The organism is Sphingopyxis sp. GW821-FHT12F08 (assembly GCF_058806755.1).
In genome coordinates, this window is record NZ_JBXAQA010000002.1 from 249466 (window position 1) to 269694 (window position 20229).

At 66.0% G+C, this 20229-nt stretch carries 9 protein-coding genes and 1 tRNA gene; 4 read left to right on the forward strand and 6 right to left on the reverse strand.

Annotated elements, in window-relative coordinates; genetic code table 11:
* Positions 1-43: 43 nt before the first annotated feature.
* Both AC1RNQ_RS06100 and AC1RNQ_RS06105 read left to right on the forward strand, forming a co-directional pair.
* Positions 44-3364, forward strand: a complete 3321-nt coding sequence (locus AC1RNQ_RS06100; protein WP_493169730.1) for a glycosyl hydrolase — start codon at positions 44-46, stop codon at positions 3362-3364.
* A 325-nt stretch (positions 3365-3689) separates the two neighbouring features.
* Positions 3690-3765, forward strand: a tRNA-Thr gene (locus tag AC1RNQ_RS06105).
* 114 nt (positions 3766-3879) lie between these two features.
* Here AC1RNQ_RS06105 and AC1RNQ_RS06110 read toward each other — a convergent pair.
* The 3 genes from AC1RNQ_RS06110 to AC1RNQ_RS06120 all read right to left on the reverse strand — a co-directional run bounded on the left by AC1RNQ_RS06110 (position 3880) and on the right by AC1RNQ_RS06120 (position 10350).
* On the reverse strand, positions 3880-7350 hold the full coding sequence (locus AC1RNQ_RS06110; protein WP_493169732.1) for a hypothetical protein: 3471 nt from the start codon (positions 7348-7350) through the stop codon (positions 3880-3882).
* Between the two features lie 73 nt (positions 7351-7423).
* Positions 7424-9829 carry a hypothetical protein gene (locus AC1RNQ_RS06115; protein WP_493169733.1) on the reverse strand — a complete coding sequence of 802 codons (2406 nt, stop codon included), beginning with the start codon at positions 9827-9829 and terminating at the stop codon, positions 7424-7426.
* Between the two features lie 23 nt (positions 9830-9852).
* The gene (locus AC1RNQ_RS06120) at positions 9853-10350 is read right to left on the reverse strand and encodes a hypothetical protein (RefSeq protein WP_493169734.1); all 498 of its coding nucleotides are present in this window, start codon (positions 10348-10350) and stop codon (positions 9853-9855) included.
* A 199-nt stretch (positions 10351-10549) separates the two neighbouring features.
* Between AC1RNQ_RS06120 and AC1RNQ_RS06125 the strand changes: the two genes are divergently transcribed.
* Positions 10550-11185, forward strand: a complete 636-nt coding sequence (locus AC1RNQ_RS06125) for a response regulator transcription factor (protein WP_493169736.1) — start codon at positions 10550-10552, stop codon at positions 11183-11185.
* 13 nt (positions 11186-11198) lie between these two features.
* On the forward strand, positions 11199-13019 hold the full coding sequence (locus AC1RNQ_RS06130) for a sensor histidine kinase (RefSeq protein WP_493169737.1): 1821 nt from the start codon (positions 11199-11201) through the stop codon (positions 13017-13019).
* Positions 13020-13606: 587 nt separating this feature from the next.
* On the opposite strand, the gene AC1RNQ_RS06135 is transcribed toward AC1RNQ_RS06130, so the two are convergent.
* From AC1RNQ_RS06135 to pgmB, 3 genes are all read right to left on the reverse strand, one after another.
* Entirely contained in the window at positions 13607-14836 is a 1230-nt protein-coding gene (locus AC1RNQ_RS06135) for an MFS transporter (protein ID WP_493169738.1), read from the reverse strand.
* A 71-nt stretch (positions 14837-14907) separates the two neighbouring features.
* Positions 14908-17271, reverse strand: a complete 2364-nt coding sequence (locus AC1RNQ_RS06140; RefSeq protein WP_493169739.1) for a TonB-dependent siderophore receptor — start codon at positions 17269-17271, stop codon at positions 14908-14910.
* Positions 17265-20219 carry a beta-phosphoglucomutase gene (gene pgmB, locus AC1RNQ_RS06145; RefSeq protein ID WP_493169740.1) on the reverse strand — a complete coding sequence of 985 codons (2955 nt, stop codon included), beginning with the start codon at positions 20217-20219 and terminating at the stop codon, positions 17265-17267. Before pgmB ends, AC1RNQ_RS06140 begins: the two co-directional genes overlap by 7 nt.
* Positions 20220-20229 lie beyond the last annotated feature (10 nt).

A 20229-nucleotide genomic window follows, 5' to 3' on the forward strand; every position in this document is an offset into this window, starting at 1 on the left:
ATGGATGCGAGCCTATCGAACCACCGCGGTCTTGGCGGCCCTTTTGTCGATTTCCCTGCCCGCCCCGGCACAGGAACGGCCCGATCCACTCCTCCAGGCCTTCGAGGACCCGCCCGCCCCGGCGCGCCCGCGCGTCTGGTGGCACTGGATGAACGGCAATGTCACCGAGGATGGCATCCGCAAGGACATCGACTGGATGGCGCGGATCGGCATCGGCGGGCTCCATAATTTCGACGCCGCGCTCGAAACGCCGCAGATGGTCGACAATCGACTCGCCTATATGACCCCCGCGTGGAAACGCGCCTTCCGCCTCGCCGCCGAGCTCGCCGATCAAAAGGGCCTCGAGCTCGCGATCGCTTCGTCGGCGGGGTGGAGCGAGACGGGCGGCCCGTGGGTTCCGCCCGCCGACGGCATGAAGAAGCTCGTCTGGAGCGAGACCCCCGTTCGCGGCGGCGCGCGCTTCACCGGCACGCTGCCACGCCCGCCGGGCAACACCGGCACCTTCCAGGACATGCAGCCGATGAAGCATGTCACCGCAACCCAGCCCGCGACGCCGATCCCCGATTTCTACGCCGACGCGCGCGTGCTCGCCTATCCGGTCGCCGACGCCGCGTCGATGCCATCGCCACGGGTCAGCTCGAACGCGTCCGGCCCCGTCGACGCCGCGCTGCTCACCGACGGCGGCTATGGTGCGAGCATCGACCTGCCGCGCGGGTCGGACACCGCCCCCGCCTTCCTTGCCTTCGCCTGGCCCGCGCCGCAGACGATCCGCGCGGTCAGCGTCGCGCTCGACAGCCGCGGCCGCGTCTATCGCCCGAGCGACGTCTCGCCTGTGCTCCAGGCGAGCGACGACGGCGCGCGCTGGCGCACGGTCGCCGAACTGCCGATGCTGACCGGGGTGCCGACGACGGTGAGCTTCGCCCCGATCACCGCGCGCCATTTCCGCATGATCTTTCCGACCCGGCTGGTCGACGATTTGCGCGTCGCGATCGGCAGCGCGCCCGGGGCGGTGAAACATCTGGTCGACACCACCCCGCTGCCCGTCGTCCCGATCCGCGAACTAACTCTCCACCGCGAACCGCGCGTCGACCGCTTCGAGGCGAAGGCGGGGTTCGTGCTCGTCGATGATTATTATGCGCTGGGCCGCGCGCTGCCCTCCGACGGTGCCATCGCGCCCGGCGGGGTGATCGACCTGACCGATCGTATGACACCCGACGGCCGGCTCGACTGGACCGCGCCGCCGGGCGACTGGCGCGTGATCCGCCTCGGCTATTCGCTGACCGGCACGCTCAACCACCCCGCGACGCGCGAGGCGACCGGGCTCGAGGTCGACAAATATGACGGTGCCGCGGTGCGCCGCTACATCGACCATTATCTGGACACCTATGCCGATACCACGGGACCCGACCTGATCGGCAGGCGCGGGCTGCAGGCGATGCTCACCGACAGCATCGAGGCGGGTCCCGCCAACTGGACCGGCGACATGGTCGCGCGTTTCAAGCAACTCCGCGGTTACGACCCGGTGCCCTGGCTCCCCGCGCTCACCGGCGTGCTCGTCGGTTCGCGCGAGGACAGCGAGAAATTCCTCTACGACTATCGCCGCACACTCTCGGACCTGGTGGCGTCCGACCACTACAAGGTCATCGCCGACGCCGCGCACGACCGCGGGCTGACGCTCTATGGCGAGGCGTTCGAGGTCGACCGCCCCTTTTTCGGCGACGATATCGCGATGCGCCGCCACGCCGACATCCCGATGGCGGCGCTCTGGACCTGGCAGCAGGGGCGCGGGGTGCGTACCACGCTGCTCGCCGACATGAAGGGCGCGTCGTCGGCCGCGCATCTCTATGGCCGGCCAATCGTCGCGGCCGAATCCTTGACCTCGGCCAACGCACCCTGGGCTTTCGCGCCCGCCGACCTCAAGCCCGTCGTCGACCTGCAATTCGCTTATGGCATCAACCGAACGGTCATCCACACCTCGGTCCACCAGCCCGTCGACGACCGGCAGCCGGGGCTGTCGCTTGCGCTGTTCGGCCAATATTTCAACCGCCACGAAACCTGGGCCGAGATGGCGAAGCCGTGGATCGACTATATTGCGCGCAGCAATTTCCTGCTTCAGCAGGGCCGCAACGTCGCCGACGTCGCCTATTTCTACGGCGAGGAAGCGCCGCTCACCGGGCTCTACAACCGGCAGCCCGTCGCCGACGCGCCGCGCGCGTTCGCCTATGATTTCGTCAATGCCGACGCGCTGCTCCACGATCTCACGGTCGAAGGCGGCGAGATCGTCAGCCGCGGCGGCGCGCGCTACCGGCTGCTTTATCTCGGCGGCAGCAGCCGGCAGATGACTTTGCCCGTGCTGCGGCGGCTCGAAGCGCTGTTGAAGGCCGGTGCGACGGTCGTCGGGCCAAAACCCGAAGTCACGCCCAGCCTCGCCGACGACCCCGCGGCCTTCGCAGCGCTCGCGGCGCGGCTGTGGGGCGGCACCGCCGATATCGGCGCGGGCAAGGTGATCGCAAGTGCCGATGTCGAGGCCGCCCTCGCCTCGCTCGATATCAGGCCCGACTTCACCCATTCGGGCACACCAGGCGACGGCGAAATCCTGTTCGTCCATCGGCAGCTCGGCGACGGCGACCTCTATTTCCTCAGCAACCGCGGCACTACGCCGCGCCGCGTCGATGCGCGTTTCCGCGTCGCGGGCGAAGCCCCCGAAATCTGGCGCGCCGACGGCAGTCCGCCCGAGGCGGCGAGCTATGCGATCGCCGATGGCATCACCAGCGTCCCGCTCGACATGCTCCCGCACGACGCCTTCTTCGTCATGTTCCGCAAGCCCGCGACTGCTGCCTCGCGCACGATCGAGCACAGCCCGTCGCGCGCGCTGGCGACGCTATCGGGCGCGTGGGACGTCGCGTTCCAGCCCGGCCGCGGCGCGCCCACGTCGGCCAGCCTGCCCGCGCTAGCGCCGCTGAATACCCACGCCGACCCCGGTATCCGCTTCTTCTCGGGCATCGCGACCTATCGCAAGACGCTCACCCTGCCCGCCGCGGCGCACGGCGAGCCGCTGTGGCTCGACCTCGGCCGCGTCGGCAACGTCGCCGAGGTGCGGCTGAACGGCGAGCTCGCGGGCACCACGTGGAAGGCGCCGTACCGCGTCGATATTTCGGCCTTCGCGCGCCCGGGCGCCAACGAACTCGAAGTGCGCGTCGCCAATCTGTGGGTCAACCGGCTGATCGGCGACGCGCGGTCGCCCGAGAAAAAGATCGCCTTCACGACCCTGCCCACCTACCACGCCGATGCCCCGCTCCGCCCCTCGGGGCTGATCGGGCCGGTGACGGTGCTGGCGCAGGAGCCGGTGGGCGCCGCGCGCTAGAACCAGGCGCGGACGCCCATCACCAGGCTCACGCCGCGCGTCCATTCGACCCTGACATAGGGCGCCAACCGAGCGAACGATCCGGCCGGGGTTCATAGCGACCGGGCGCAAGATCTTTCCACCGATAGCGTGGGCACGGTAAACTCCTGCTGTTTGCTGCGAAGCAGCGCCCGATGGCAGAAGCTTATTTTCAAAAGGAAAATGCCTTACGGCACCGTCCGCAATCCCGTTCGAGACCGACAAAACCGCCGGGCGCTATGCCAGCCAGATTCTGCGCGACGATGCTTGTCTTAGACCCGGCACGCTGCTAGTGGCGCCCATCGTTGCCGCTTTAGCTCAGTTGGTAGAGCACATCATTCGTAATGATGGGGTCACAGGTTCGAGTCCTGTAAGCGGCACCATCGGCCCCGGAAATCAATGGCTTATGCCGGATCGCCTGCCCAGGTGGCCCGCAGTTGCAAGGTCGATCGGGGCGGCGCGACCTCGTCGGGCCGCCCCGACATTCCCTGCGGCCGTCAGAACTCGCCCGCCACGCCGACGCGCACGGCGGTATTGTTGTTGCCGGCGTGCGACACGCCCGCCGTGAAGGCGAAGGGAGTCCCGGTGTCGAAGCGGTGCGCGATCGAGGCGCCCAGCGCCTGTTCGCCGCGGAAGGTCGCGAGGTTGAAGGTGTAGCTGGTCTTGCCCGGTTCCGACGGCATCGGGGCGGCCACCAGCGCGACCGCGGTGGCCGTGCCGCGCTGGGCATCGCGGCGGTCGCGGTCGGTGATCGCGTAGAGTTCGCCGATCTGCGCGCTGTGGGTCGCGGTCAGCGCCTGCAGCGCCGGGATCGCGGTCGAAGTCATCGTCTCGAGCGAGGAGAGCCGCGTGTTCTGCGTGGCATTGACCGTCTGGATCGCGCCGATCTGCGTATTTTGCGTGGCATTGACGTCCTCGACGGCGGTGATCCGCGTATCCTGCACGACATTCTGGGCCAGCGCGGTGCCGGCGCTCGTGGCGGCGCCATCGGCCGTCGTCTGCGCCGCGGTGGCGGTGACCGCGGCGAAATCGGCGGTCGTCTGCGCAGCCGTGGCGGTCGTGACCGCGAAGTCGGCTCGGGCTTGCGCGATGGCGACGCCGGCCCCGGCACTGTTGGCGGTCGCGAGCGCGGTCGCGGCCTCGGATCGCGCGAGGTCGGCGGTCGATTGCGCGGTCGAGGCGGCGGTAAAGGCGCCGTCGGCGCGCGCCAGCGCGGTGGCGGCTTCGGTCCGCGCCATATCGGCAGTTCCTTGCGCGGTCGCTGCGTTGGCGAGCGCGGTGTTCGCCGTGCCTTGGGCGGTTGCCGCGTTGGCGAGCGCCGTATCGGCCGTGCCCTGCGCCGTCGCGGCATTGGCGAGTGCGGTATCCGCGGTCCCTTGGGCGGCGGCGGCACTGGCGAGCGCGGCGTTCGAGTTACCGAGCGCGGCGCTCGAGTTGAGGAGCGCCATATCGGCGGTGCCTTGGGCGGTGGCGGCATTGGCGAGGGCGGTGTCGGCGGTTCCCTGCGCAGTGGCGGCATTGGCGAGCGCCGTATCGGCGGTCCCTTGCGCCGCCGCGGCGTTGGCAAGCGCCGTATCGGCCGTGCCCTGGGCCGTGGCGGCCGCCGCCGCGACGCCATCGAGCTGGCTCCGGTTGACGGCATCGGTGGCGGCAGTGCCATTGGCGACGTTGGTGACCCGCCGTTCGGCCCCCGCAGCGCCGACCGAGACGGTGTTCGCCTGATCGGCGATCGAGCCGCCGCCAAGCGCGACGCTGTTCGCGGCATTGGCCTCTGCCCCATTGCCCAGCGCCACATTGCCCGCGCCATTGGCGATACTGAGATTGCCGATCGCGACCGCACCGTCGCCGGTGGCGCTATTGTCGGCCCCGATGGCAACAGCGCCCGCCCCGACGGCGCTGTTCGGATCACCGATCGCCACCGCGCCATTGCCGGTGGCGGTCTGGCCCTGACCCAGCGCGACCGCGCCATTGCCATTGGCCGCGTTGCCGCCGGAAATACCCTGCAGCGATCCCGTACCCGTCCCGGCGGTCACCGCCCCGCCGTCGCCCGCACCGGCGATGGCGGCGTTGAGCTGGTCGAGGTTGATGGCATCGGTGCCGGTGGTGCCGGTCGCGACATTGGTGATGCGGCGTTCGCTTCCGGCAGCGCCGACCGAGACGGTGTTCGCCTCATTGGCAACCGAGCCTGCGCCCAGCGCCACCGAATTCTCCGCACTGGCATTGGCCGCATTCCCAAGTGCCGTTGCCCGAATGGCGGTTGCCTGGGCCTGATGACCAAGCGCGCTGGCGAATGTCTGCGTTGCACCCGCGAAAGCACCGACGCTTGTCGATTGAAAGCCGGTCGACTGTGCCATGAAGCCATAGGCGCTGGACAGGACGTTGGACGTATTGGAAAATGCACCGACACTAACGGAATTGGACGCGGTCGAGCGCGCTTCGGTTCCGATCGCGATCGAATGGGTGCCCGAGGCGGTCGCGCCGATGTTGTCGGGGTCGTTGAAGTCGCCGCCGATCGCGATCGACTGGTCGCCCGATGAATTGGCAAAAGCACCGACGCTGGTCGACATCTCGCCGGTCGCATTTGCCCGCGCACCAAGGCTGGTGGCATTACTCCCCGATGCCAGAGTGTCTACACCAAGCGCGGTGCTAAATCCTCCGGACGCCACCGAAAATGCACCGATCGCCGTTGCCATCCCGTCGGTCGCTTCCGACCGGAAACCGAAGGCGCTCGAATTGACGCTGCTCGCGGTGGAAACACCACCGACCGACGTCGCCTGGCCAGCGGTCGCCAGCGCCAGATGACCGAATGCGGCGCTGTTCGTGCCGTTCGCGACCGACGAAGTACCGACCGCCGTCGAGACCTCGCCCGATGCCTCGGTATCGGCACCGATCGCGACGGAATATTCGCCGTCTGCGACCGCACCTTCGGTCGTTTCGCCATCTTCGCCGTCGGCGCCGATGGCAATCGACCGGGCTCCGTTCGCGCGGGCTCTTGCGCCCAAAGCGGTCGAGACATCTCCATTGGACTGCGCATTGGCGCCGAGCGCGGTACTCTGCGCACCGTTGGCAAGCGTGTCGACTCCAAGCGCAACCGAGTCGTTTCCGATCGCCTGCGAAAGAAGGCCGATAGCGATTGATTCCTGGCCAAAGGCTGTGACCGATGACCCGATTGCCACGGAATCGCTTCCCACTGCGTCGGCATTTGTACCGAAAGCGCTGGCTCTCTCGGCGGTCGCCTCAGAACCAAATCCGACAGCGGTGGAGTTTGTCCCGGTTGCGGTGGTCCGGAAACCGAGCGAGGTCGACCTGGCACCGCTCGCTATCGCGGTGCGGCCAAGTGCAACGGCATTTTCGCCCGCCGCTGCGGCCGAAAGGCCGATGGCCACGGCGCCATCGCCGTCGGCCCGTGCCGAATCGAACTCGCCTGAGCCGAGCGCTTCGAGTTCGGAACCACCGACGGCAATCGATCCGGCACCATCGGCCGTCGTACGGCGACCAATCGAGACCGAGTGGATACCGCCCGCACGCGCATTTCCTCCGACCGCCACCGCGCCGTCCTGGGTCGCGCGGGCAATGCTGCCCACCGCAACGCTGGCCACGCCAAACGCCTCGGCGACGCGGCCTGCGGCAAGGCTGCCATCACCAGCCGCGTTGGATTCGAGGCCGATTGCCGTAGCACGGCTGCCCGTCGCCGAACTGTCGCGCCCGATCGCCGTCGCGCCGGTCCCGGTCGCGACCGAGCCGATCCCGCAGGCCAGCCGCAAATTATTCTCGCCTTCCGCCGGGCCGTCGTCGGCACCGCCGTCATTGTCGGCGCCGGCGTCGGCCTGACCATTGTCGTTGCGGTCGAGCAGGCAGGTTTCGGCATAAGCGGGTGTCGATGCGCCCATCGACGCCGCCACCGCGATGGCCAGCGCAAGGCCCGATACCGAGCCGTTGGCGATATTGGATCTGATATTCCTTGTCATGGTCGGTCTCCGGTTATTTGCCTTCAGTTCGCTGGGGTGGACGCGACGTTGCGCGTGGGTGCGACCCCGGTAATCAAAAGCCGATGGCAAAGCCGACGCGGCCGCCGGTTGTGCCTTTCACCGTCGAACCGGCAATGCCGCCCGACACATAAAGCCGCGGCGTGATCCGGGCGGCCAGCGACGCCGAAAAGCCCTGCTGGCCCTGGTAGGTCGAAAAATTCGCCGATAGCGTGAAGTCTTGGTCGGGCAGGACCATGGTGCCGCCCAAGGCCATCGCGGCAGCAATGCCACCCACCGACTCGCGCTGACCGACCGTCAGTGCGCCGATCTGCTGGCTGTGCAAATCGACTGCAGATTGCAGCGCTGGAATGGCGCTAAGACTTATCGTCTCCAGCACGGTCAGCCGGCTGTTCTGCGTCGTGTCCAGCGTCTGGATGGCCGCGATTTGTGTGTCCTGGACGCTATTTTGCGCCACAGCGGTATCGGCCGTGGTCTGTGCCGCCGCCGCCGCCGCTGCGCCACCACTGGCGGTGGCCAAAGCGGTGTTCGCGGTCGTCTGGGCGGCCGCGGCGTTGGTGTTCGCGGTATTGGCCGTCGATAAAGCCGTATTGGCCGTGCCTTGTGCTGCTGCGGCATTGGCAAGCGCAGTATTGGCCGTCGATTGCGCAGCAGCGGCGTTGGTTATCGCGGTGTTCGCTGTACCCTGCGCGGCAGCGGCTGCAGCCACGCCGCTATTGGCGGTGGCCTGCGCGGCGCCGGCAGCGGCCAGGGCCGTGTCGGCTGTACCTTGCGCGGTCGCGGCATTGGCGAGGGCGGTATTGGCCGTCGTCTGCACGCCGAACAACTGCCCGCCATTGACCGCATCGGTGCTGCCGGCCGCAACCGTGCCATTGGCGACATTGACGATCTGCCGTTCACCGCCGACGGAGCCGACCGAGAATGTATTGGCGACATTGGCAATCGAGCCATTGCCGATGGCTACGCTGTTAAGCGCCGTCGCTTGCGCCCCGTTGCCGATGGCGACATTGCCCGCGCCATTGGCGATGCTGGCATTGCCCAGCGCCACCGCGCCATCGCCCGTTGCCGTATTGTCCGCGCCGATGGCGACCGCGCCGGTCCCGGTCGCGGTATTCGGGTCGCCGATAGCAACCGCGCCATTGCCGTTGGCGGTCTGCCCCTGACCCAGCGCAACCGCGCCGTCGCCATTGGCCGCATTGCCGCCCGCCGTACCCTGGATCGCGCCGATACCGGTTCCGGCGGTAACCGCGCCGCTGGCCCCCGCAATCGCCGCGTTCAGCTGATTGAGATTGACCGCGTCGGTGCCCATCGTACCGTCGGCAACATTGGTAAGCTGGCGTTCGGCACCGGCGCTGCCGATCGACACGCTGTTCGCCCGATCCGCAACTGCCCCTTGGCCCAGCGCCACGCTGCCGACGGCCGAAACGAACGCGCCCCGTCCAAGCGCGACGCCATCGTCGCCGGTGGCGAAGCTTTGCGTCCCGATGGCGATGGCGTTCGCACCGTTGGCCCTGGTCGAGAGCCCAAGGGCAATGCCGCCAAAGCCTTCGGCCACGGCGAGGTTTCCTTGGGCGATGCTGGATTCGCCGTTGGCTTCGCTGAACACGCCAATGGAGATCGCCGCGTCACCAACGGCACTGCTGTTCCGTCCCATGGCCATGCTGCTGGAGCCGGTGGCGCTGCTGAAAATGCCCAGCGCCGTGCTGCCGAAACTCTCGGCGCTGCTGCCCCGGCCGATGGCGGTGCTGTTCTCGCCAGTCGCCTCGGCACCTTGACCGGTCGCGGTTCCACCCAGGCCGGCAATGGCGAAATGACCGACGGCGGTGCCGTTCTCGCCGAATGCACTGCTGAAATAGCCCAATGCGGTGGTGGCAGTGTCGGAGGCGGCGCTGAGTCCGCCGACCGCAGTGCTGTTTGAGCCGGTGGCGACGCTGGCGCGCCCGACCGCGGTGCTGAGGGTGCCGGTTGCCCGGCTGGCCTGCCCCAACGCGGTGCTGTTTGGGCCGCTGGCCTCGCTGCCCTGCCCGGCTGCGGTGCTGTTTAGGGAACTGGCCTCGCTGTCTGCCCCGAGGGCCGTGCTGTTGGTGCCGCTGGCGTCGCTGAAAGCGCCGGTCGCGGTGCTCTGGTTGCCGAGCGCGCCACTGAAATAGCCGGTCGCGGTGCTTTCGTCGCCAAGCGCCTGGCTCTGCACACCGGTCGCGGTGCTGAGGTCGCCAAGGGCGACGGCGGTGTTGCCGACCGCGGTGCTGTTGACCCCGTCGGCCGCCGAATTCTCTCCACACTCGGTGGAATTCACGCCGGGGCCGACGTTGCACGGCGCGGTGCCGTCGGCTTTGGCGGGGCTGCCCAGCGCGAGGGCGCCCACCGCAGCGCCCGTTAGCAAAGCCGCACGAATTTGCATCGATACATTGGTCATGCCGTTTCCTTTCAAGGCGATGGCGATTCCAGTGGTCCTTGTCATGGTCGGTCTCCCGTTTTTCGCGTTCAGTTCGATACGATGGACGCGGGCGTCCGCGCAGGGGCGACCCCGGTTTCGCTTGGGTCATTTGCCCAGAGCTGTTCGATCTCGCGCCGGACTTTGCGGCACCACCACCAGCCGAAAATGCCGAGCGGCATCAGGATGAGGCCAAGGATCGAAACTTGGTCCCTGGTGCTGACGTACAATATGTTAAGGGCGAGCCAGACGATGGCGATGAATGCGAAGATCTTACTCTGGTCGCCGGGATAGGCATGGACCTCGCGGCCTTCGGCGAAGCGGATGCCGTACAGGCCCATCACGCCCATCGACTTGAACAGGTAGAAACGCCCCTTTGCGTCTGCGACAAGTTCCGCCGCGACGCTGTCGTCGACAACGACTTTCTTCATTTCTTCGTGGCTGCCATCTGCTTTCTGGAATGCCAGCCGCGCGAAATAGGTTTTCCCCTTGCGCGACCATTTGGTTTCGGTGGCGGTCAAGGTGCCTTCGATCGTCCAGATATTCATGGGTAAATACCTCTTGCAGATCCATCCGGTTCATGCCGATGCGTGATCGGCGGTTCACGGCCTCAATGGCCATGTTGATAATCCTACAATCGGAGTGCTGTCTTACCCTGATCAGGGTATTGGGCAGACAGCACCGATGCGGTTAATAAGCGCGAAGCAGAGCCGGGCGCTCCTGCCCAAAACCCTTTGGAGTTCAACGATGATCCGCGTTGCCATTGTCGAAGACGAACAGGGCGCCATCGACCGGATCGAACGTGCGCTCGCCGATGCCGCCGACATCGAAATCGTCGGGATCGCGATGACCTTCGCCGAGGGCAGCAAGCTCGTCGATGCCGGGGGTTATGATGTCTTGCTGTGCGATCTGGGGCTGCCCGACGGCAGCGGGATCGACCTGATCCGGAAATCGGCGCAAAAATTCGCCAATGCCGATGTGCTGGTGATGACGCTTTTTGCCGAGCAGCGAAAGGTGCTGGATAGCATCAGGGCCGGCGCGCATGGCTATCTGCTGAAAGACCAGCCGCTCGAGGAATGCGCCGATGCCATTCGCGAAATCCGGCGGGGAGGGTCGCCGATCAGTCCCATGATCGCGCGGCAATTGCTCGATCGCATGCAGCCCAACCCGAAGGAGGGCGATGTCGCGCTTTCGGAGCGCGAACTCGATATATTGAACATGCTCGCCCGCGGGTTTTCCAACGCCGAATGTGCCGGGCTTTTCGACCTCTCGCCATTGACAATTGCGACGCACGTCAAGAACATCTACCGCAAGCTGGAGGTCAACTCGCGTGCGGAAGCCCTGTTCGAAGCGTCGACGCGAGGCCTTATCCACCGCGATTAGGCTGCTTTTGCTGGTGTGCGCATTTTTATGCGTTGCCAAACGAGCCGAGGCGACGCCATCACGCCCGACGCACCGGGCCTCGACGATCGAGTTCCGGCAAGCGGAGGCGGTTTTCGATTCCGGGCTCGAGATTCCGACATCGGGATGGACGCCGCAATCCATTCCCCACACCTGGCCCCTGACCGACGTGCAAAAGACGCAGCAGGCCTATCAGGCGGTCTGGCTGCGCCTGCGGTTCGACCGTTCGGCGCTGCCGTCAGAAGCGCTGGCGCTGCTCACCCAGGACAATCGCGAACAGGTCATGATCTTCGTCAACGGGACGGATATTTTTCGCAATTTTGCGCAGCCGGGTGAGCGAACGCAGGCATGGTACCGGCCTTACCTTGTCCCGATCCCGAACCACGTCCTGCGCGACGGGGATAACGAACTCGTCGTACGGATCGGCACGCGCTATATTCTTCAGGCAGGCCCGATCGTGATCGGACCCGAGCGTACACTCCAGAGCAACTATGCGTGGCGCTTTTTCTGGCGCGATTCCGGGGTACGCATGGCGAACTACGCCATGCTGGGATTGGGCGCAGTCGCTTTCCTCGTCTGGCTGTTTCGCCGCAAAGAGCCCGAGTTCCTGGCTCTCGCGCTCGCGTCTGTGGTGTGGTTCGCGAACGACTATCAGTTTTTTGCCACGGTATCGCCACCCAACGAGTATCTTTTTGCGGTTGTCTCGGACTTCGGCATTTACCCCGCGACGATTGCCACGCTCGGTTTTTGCCTGTTGTTCGTGAAGCATCCGCAAGCCTGGAAAATCATCATTGGCGCGAGCGCGGTCGGCGTGGGCCTCGCTATCATGCTGCTGCTCGACATGATCGCCATGCGAACCTTCTATCTTGTGTCGCATTGCGTCAATCTTCTGATTTGCTGCACGATATTCGTCGGCCTCCGGCGTTCGCGCGATATCGAGCATTGGCTTACATTGCTGATCCTCGCGATGCTGACCGCTGGCTCTATTCACGACATGGGCCGCAGCAAGGGCATCGAATGGTGGGACGGGCTCGGCTTTTACCTCCAGCCGTTCAACGGGATCGTGTTCTGCGCGGCTTTCCTTCTGTCGTTCGGCAGGCGTGCCGTAATCGCCTTTTCATCGCTGGAGAATGTGAATCTCGATCTCGAGAAACGCATTTCGGCGGCGCGTCTGGACCTTGCGCAAAGCGAGGAAGCGCGCCGCACCCTCGAGGTAGAACGCGCGCTGGAAGGGGAACGCGAACGCCTGATGCGCGAGGTCCATGACGGCATCGGCTCCAACCTGGTCACGGCCCTGGCCATCGCCGAGCAGGAGCGACAACCGGGAACGACCGTCCGCACGCTCAGGCGCGCCATTTCCGACTTGAAGCTCACCGTCGACTCGCTCGAACCGGTCAACGGAGACATCGTCCTGCTTCTCGCCAATTTCCGCCACCGGCTCGAACCCGACCTGCGGCGGGCGGGGATTGCGATCCGCTGGGACGTCAAGCCGTGCCGCAATCTGCCCTGGCTCGATCCAGGCTCGGCGCTGCACGTCCTGCGGGTGTTTCAGGAAGCGGCGAGCAACGCCGTTTCGCATTCCGGCGCCAGGACGCTGGCGCTTGGATGCCGGGAAGAAGAACGCGCCGGGCGATGGGGCGTCGGGGTGTTCGTCAGCGATGACGGCTGCGGTTTCGATGCACCCGCGCTGGACGATCGCGGCAAAGGGCTTGCCAGCATGCGGGCGCGAATTGGGTCGCTTCACGGCGAGTTCGGTTGCTCGTCGCTTAAGGGCGAGGGCACGACCGTGTCGGTTTGGCTGCCGTTGGAACGATAGCCTCGAAACGCGCCGGGACAGGTCGCCCGCCCGCTCCGCTCGGGAAATCTCGAGAGACTGCATAAGATCAGGGAAAATGGTGCCAGAAGAGGACTCGAAGCAGCGCCTCTTAGCCGCAGAATTCCGGGGTTTTCTAATGTGACTCCCAAAACAAGGACTCACATTGAAACGATATTTTCGTTTTATTACAGTCCTATGGTATAAAACTTTATGCGAAATCCCTATTGCACACCATCACATACGGCGCAGATCGTATATCCGGAATGACCCCATAGCGGTCAAAGCCCAGCCCCGATAGCACAGGAGTTGAGGGGATGGATTGCAACCGCGAATTCGGCTTTTGGCCGCCTTCACAACCGTGAAATGACCTAGGCATTGGGAGCCGGTCACGAAGCTGGTCCGGCCGCAGCGTCGCAGTCGCGTTCCCTCGGCAAGATTCCTGCACCGAGCCGCAATTGGCCGAAAGCTGCCTGACAGGTTCTGGAAAGCGAACAGGAAAAGCAGCCCCTCGCTTCGCCGATCATCATGATCATCTGGGCCGGAAGGTCGCCTTGCGGCCTTCGCCTGCCTTTCGTCCTTTTTCGCGATCAAGCTTCGATGAACTGGATCCTGCGGCGGAGCAAAAAAAGCCCGCCCGCTAGCACCGCCGTCGGGACGAGCATCAATGTGAAGGCGGTGCGCCCGTCGAGGTGAGCGAAGATGGCGCCGGTGACGATCGAGCCCGTCGTCCCGCCCAGCGCCGAAAAGACGACCACCAGCCCCATCAAAGGCGGGTGGTTGCGCTTCGGCATCGCGCTCAGCATCACCGAGATGATCGTCGGATAGATGGGTGCTAGCGCGAAACCGATCAGCGGGAACAGGAAGGCGGCGACGGGAGCGTCGCCCCAGCTGGTAATCGGTGCCGGCCGCAATCCGTCGGCGAGCGGCAGGACGAGGATGATGAGCGCGGCGAGCAGCACGAGGCAGATGTTGAGCACGGGATACCAGTCGAAGCGCGCCATCACCGCCCCCGCCCCGAACCGCCCCAGCGCGATGCACGCGGCGAACAGGCTGGCCGCCTGCACGCTCATTTGCGCGGGCAGATGCAAAACCTCGTTGTTGAAGGTCGGCAGCCATGTGCCGATGCCCTGTTCGATCAGGACGAAGACGAAGGCACAGAGGATGAAAATGAGAACAAGCGGCAGCGCGGCGAGACGCAGCATCGCGAGGATCGGCGCGCGCTCGGCTTCGGCCGCGTCTTCGCCCTCATGCGCGCGCTGCTCGTCGACGGGTGCCGAGAGCAGCAGCGCCAGTGCGAGTGCGGTCACCCCGGCTAGGACCCAATAAGCATTAAGCCAGCGCAGACCGGCCGAATCGATAAAAGCGCTGAACACCCAATAGGAGGACAGGACGCCGACCATGAACATGCCCTCGATCAGGCTGGTCAGGCTGGCATGCTTTCGCGGGCTGTCGGTGACGAGGCCGATCATTGAATAGACGGCGACCTTCGCGACGGCGAAGGCCGCGCCGACCATCGCGAAATGGAGCTGCGCGGCGCCGAAGCTGCCGGCGAGCGGCATGACGATACAGCCGGCGATCGCGAGGATCAGCGCGCCGATCAGCGCGTTGCGAAGGCCCAGCCGCGGCAGGTAGCTCGCGGTCAGGAACGATATCACCGCAATCGTGATATCCTTGAACCCCTCGAGCGTGCTCGCCTCGGGCTTGGTCACGTCAAAGCTGGAAATCGACTGGAGGATCACCGTCCCGACGCTGTTGAGCAGCATCGCAAAGGCGACATAGGTCAGGATCAGTGCTGCGATCAGTCGAGTGCGCGCCATCAGCCGTCCTTAGCAGAAAAAGAAGGGGTGGCCGCGAAGAGGCCGCGGCCACCCAAGGGGGGATGGATCCTCTAGAATTTATAGGCGGCGCTGAAGCGGAACGACCGGCCGAGAATCGGGCGCGCGTTGACGACCTGTCCGCCCGCCTGCCCCAGCGTGCGCGGATCGCCTTCGGTCAGCCCGACCTCGTCGGTCAGATTGTCGGCGGTGACCGCTAATTGCAGCGCGTCGTTGACGTCGACGGTCACGCCCGCGTCGATCTTGAAATAATGCGGCAGCGACTGGGTGTTCGCAGTGTCGGAGAAGCGGTCGCCGACATAGGAGAAGGTCGAGTAGAGCGAGACCTTGCTATTGTCGCCGAACTCGATGTCGTACGACGGCGTCACGCGCCACTGCCACTTCGGCTGGCGTTGAACGCGATTGCCGCTGAGGTCGATCGTCCCACCGCCCGCAAAGAAATCGCGGTACTTTGCATCGAGCCAGGTGCCCGAGAAGGCGATGGCGAAATTGTCGATCGGGCGAAGCTGCCCTTCGAGTTCGATGCCGGTGCTACGCGCGCCGCCGATGTCCGCCACCGGTGCGCCGTTCTGGATGACCGTGGTCACCAGCCCGTCGAACTTGGTGTGGAACAGCGTAGCATAGAGCGACACGAGGTCGGTGCGGACCTTCACCCCGCCCTCGAAATTGTCGACGCGCGGCGACACGAAAATTCCGTCGCGCAGATTGTCGAAGAAGGGATTGGTGTTGCCGCGGTTATAGCGGACATAGACGCCGACCGATGATGAGACGTCATAGTTGAGGCCTCCCGTCCACGACCAGGCGCCCTTCTTGTACGCGATGTTGCGGAAGGTGCCGTTGAGCACCGCGGTGCCGTTGTTGTAGAGTGTGTTCGGGTTGTTATCCGTGTCGACCGAGCTGTTGTTCTCGATCGTGCCCGTCGCCTTGTAATTCTGGTAGCGGATGCCCGCGTCGAAGCGCAATTCAGGTGTGATCTGGAACTCGTCGACCGCATAGAAGGCGTATTCGCGGCCGTCATAAGCGGCATTGACGTTGAAGAACGATCCTTGGGTAAAGCCGTTGTTCGTCGCGACCTGGCCGTTGGCGAGCGTCAGGTTGAGCAGGCGGCCGTGGTTTTCGGCGGTCAGCAGATGGACGTTGCCGAGGTTCCATTGGTCGTTCGACGAAAAGTCCGAATAATAGGCGCCGACGGTGAACTTGTTGTTCCCGCTTTCCCATTCGACCGCGAGGTCGTTGGTGAAATCCTCGATCTGCTTGCGCACGATCCACGTGCCCGCGCGGATCACCTGTTGCGTGCCGGCGACCGCCTGCCCGCCGTTGACATAGGTCAGGCTGCCGACGGTGCTGCCGAGCGAGGCGGCATAGGCGTTCGCGGTCGTCACGGTGCTGGCGGGGACGAGCCCCGTGGTGTCGGCATCGCCCTTGAGATAGCTCGCGCGGTAGCGCAGCTGGAAACCCTCGCCGACCTCATAATCGAAATTGGTGCCAAGGTTGATCAGCTTTGCACCGCGGCCGTCGGCGAGGTCGGTGCGCGTCCCGTCGGGGAGCATGCTGAGCCGCGTTTCGGGGCCCGCGAGCACGCCGGTGCCGGGATCGATATTGCCGAACTGACGCACCTTGTTGCCGTCGCGGATCACCGGGATCGGCAGCAGCCACTGGCCGCGGTCGTTAAGGTAGCGCGCGAAGACGAGGATCGAGCCCTTGCCGAAATCGTGGCGGACGTTGGCGGTGATCTGGCCGCCCTTTTCGGCGGTGAAGCCGGGGCTGCGGATGCCCTCACCGCTCGAATAATAGCCGCCGACCATGAAGCTGGTGTTCTCGCCGAGCGGGCCCGACAGCAGCATGTCGCCGCGCAGGTCGCCATAATCGGTGATGCTCGCCTTCACGAGGCCTTCGAAATCGCGCCCGCCTTCCTTCTGGACGAAGTTGACGGTGAGGCCCGGCTGGCCGTTGCCGAACAGCGCGCCGGTGCCGCCGCGGACGGCTTCGACCCGGTCGATCGTCTCGTCGATGCGGATCAGCTGGGTGTTTTCGAGGAACGACAGCGTCGGCGGCGAAAAGAAGGGCACGCCCTGCACCGTCAGCGTGACGAATTCGGCGTCGCCGCCCGACGGATAGCCGCGCACGAAGATGTTCGCGCCGTTCTGGCCACCCGAGCTTTCCGCCGACACGCCCGGGATGACCTTGAACAGGTCGGCAGTGCTGTTCGGCGCGGCGCGATCGATCGCGTCCGAATTGATGCTGGTGATCGCGAACGCCGCGTCCTGCCGGTTAATCCCGCCGCCGGCGGTGCCGGTGACGATGATCTCTTCATTGGCCGCGGCCGCGTCATCGGGCTGAGGCGCTTCTTGGGCGAAAGCCGTGGCCGGCAGCGCGAGTAGCGCGATCGACGACAGCAGATAGGTCCTTTTCAACATGGCATATCCTCCACTTTACCTGTTCTGATTGAAAGGCGTCCGCGCGCCGCCGCTTCCTGTTCTGTCGACAGGATCTGGCCGAGCGTGAGATCGCCGATGGCGGGGACGTGCAGGTCGGCATCGGGCAGCGCCTCTTCTGACCCGATGCCAATGGCCACCATGCCCGCCGCATGGATGGCCGAAATTCCGGCCCGTGCATCTTCGATGCCGATGCACTGTTCCGGGGAAAGGCCCATGCCGGCGGCACAGGCCAGAAATATGTCGGGCGCGGGTTTGGCGTGGGCAACCGCGCCGGCGTCTGCAATGAAATCGAACTCGCCGGCGATGCCGAGCAGGCGCACGACGTCGGGCGCGTTGTGGCTGGCCGACGCGAGGCCGATTTTCATGCCTGCCGCGCGGCACGCCGCGAACAGGCCGCGAACGCCGGGGAACAGGTTCGCGGGCGAATAATCCGCCAGCCGTCCGCGATAGAGGTCGTTCTTTTCGGCCAGCATCGCGTCGAAGGTCGCGGGATCGACCTTGGCCCCGGCCTGATCCAGGATCAGGCGCAGCGAACCCGCGCGGTCGACGCCCTTCAACTGGTGGTTGGTTTCGCGGTCGAACGCCAGCCCATGCCGGTCGGCAAGCGCCTGCCAGGCATGATAATGGTCCTCGGCGGTATCGGTGAGCACGCCGTCGAGGTCGAAGATCACGCCTTTCAGCACCGGCCGCGGCGCGGCGACCGGCGCATCGCCGATCCGCAGCGCACGGCCGTGGTCGACGATATCGAGCGGCGCGCCCGACAGCAGGCGATAGGTGCAACCCGCGGCGTCCACCGCAAGCTCGATTACGCTGCCGCGCCATTGCAGGCGAAAGCGATAGCCATTCCATGCGGCGGGAAGCTGCGGCCGGAACGACGGCACCGCGCCGTCGAGGCGCAGCCCGCCCCAGCCCTCGGCCAGCACGAGCCAACTGCCCGCGAGCGCCGCCATGTGGAGGCCGTGCGAGGTGTTGCCGTGCCGGTCCTCGAGATCGACGAAAGCGCATTCGTGCAGGAAGCCGAGCGCCGCCGCCTCGTCGCCGAGCCGTGCTGCGGCGATCGCGAAAGACACCGACGAGAGCGTCGAATCGTGCGTCGTGACGCGGGCATAATAGTCGAAATTCCGCCGCTGCCGCGACAACGGCGTGTCGACGAGGTCCATCGCCATCGCCTGGACGACATTGCCTTGCTTCGCGACCTGGTGGCGGAACAGGATCATCGGGTGATAGCGCATGAGCAGCGGGCCGTGACCGTCGCGCGATGCGAGGCCCGGCAGTTCGGGGCGGCCCAGAAACGAATCGTCCTGCGGATTGACGCCCAGCGCCGGATCGACCGGCAGCCACATCGCGTCGGCCGCCTTGCGCCAGTCCGCGATTTCGCTGTCGTCGAGGCCGATCGCGCTGGCCAACTGCGCATCATCACCGCGCGCGCGCAGCCAGTCCGCCGTCGCGGCTGCATAGGCAAGGTGCCGGCGCGCAATGGCGTTGGTGTAGAAGTCATTGTCGACGAGCGCCGAATATTCGTCGGGCCCGGTCACGCCATAGAGGCAGAAGGCGCCGCCGCGCCGCGCGTCGAACGCGCCGATCTCCATCCACATGCGCGCGGTGTCGAACAGCATCTCGGCCGCCTCGGCGCGAAACGCCTCGTCGCCCGTCGCCGCGACATAGAGCGCGAGTGCATATGCGATGTCGCCATTGATATGATATTGCGCCGACCCCGTCGGATAGTGCGACGAGCATTCGCCGCCCGCGATCGTCCGCCACGGATAGAGCGCGCCGCGCGCATGGCCGAGCGCCCTTGCGTGTGCGCGCGCCTGGTCGAGCTTGCCGATGCGATAGGAAAGCAGCGTGCGCGCCTTGTCGGGCGCCTGCAACGCCAGCACCGGCAACATGAAGGTTTCGGCGTCCCAGAAATAATGGCCTTCATAGCCCTCGCCGGTCAGGCCCTTGGCGCCGATGCTGTGGTTCGGATCGCGGCTCGCCGACTGGCGGAGCTGGAACAGGTCGAAACGCAGCGCCTCGGTCAGCGCACCGTCGCCGTCGATCGTGAAAGCCGCGCTGTCCCAGAGCGCCTCAACTGCTGCGCGCTGGCCATCGGCGATCGCGTCGAAGCAGGCCGCCGCATCGTCGAATACCGCAAGGTCGACCGGGCGGCCGCGGGCGGATGCCAGCGCGACCACCCGGTCGATCGTCAGGGTGTCGCCGGCGACCAGCGCGCCGCGCACGACATGCCCCGCGCCCTCTGCCGTAACTTCGGCGGCGGGCGCGGCGACATGCTGGCGATAGGCGAGCTCGACGGCATCCTGCGCGAACCGGGTGACCGTGGACGGGTCGCCCGGCAGGGGGGGGGCGATGGTCCAGGCCGGCCGCAACCGGGCCGAGATGCGCGGATCGTCGGCTTCGGCGCCGCCCGCGCCTTCGAGCCCATAGGTCAGCCGCACCCCGACCGCGCCGCCGAAATCGATCGGCCGGAGGTGGATACGCGACGCGACGCAGGCGCCGCCGGTGAGCGGGACGATGCGGTCGACCGCGATTTCGAGCGTGCGGCCGCCGGCAAGCCGCCAGCGCGAGATGCGGCGAAGCTGACCCGTCGCGAAATCGAGCGTGCTTTCGGTTTCGGCGAGGTCGGCGCCGCCGAAATGGACGGGCTGACCGTCGATATGCAGGCGCAGTAGCACCGGGCTGGGGCACGGAACGCGCGTGTCGGTCGCGCTCGCATAGCCGGGAAAGCTTTCATGATAGGCGATCGGCCGGCTGACATAGGCATCGGGCAGATAGGCGCAGGGTCTGTCGGCGCGCTCGTCGATCAACCCTTCGACGCCGACCAGCCCGTTCGCCAGCGCGAAGAGCGCCGCCGCCTGCGCGCCGGTCGCGGCATCGCCAAGCCGGACCAGCCGCATCGCTTCAGAAGGATTTCCGATTGTCGCCACGCACCCTCAC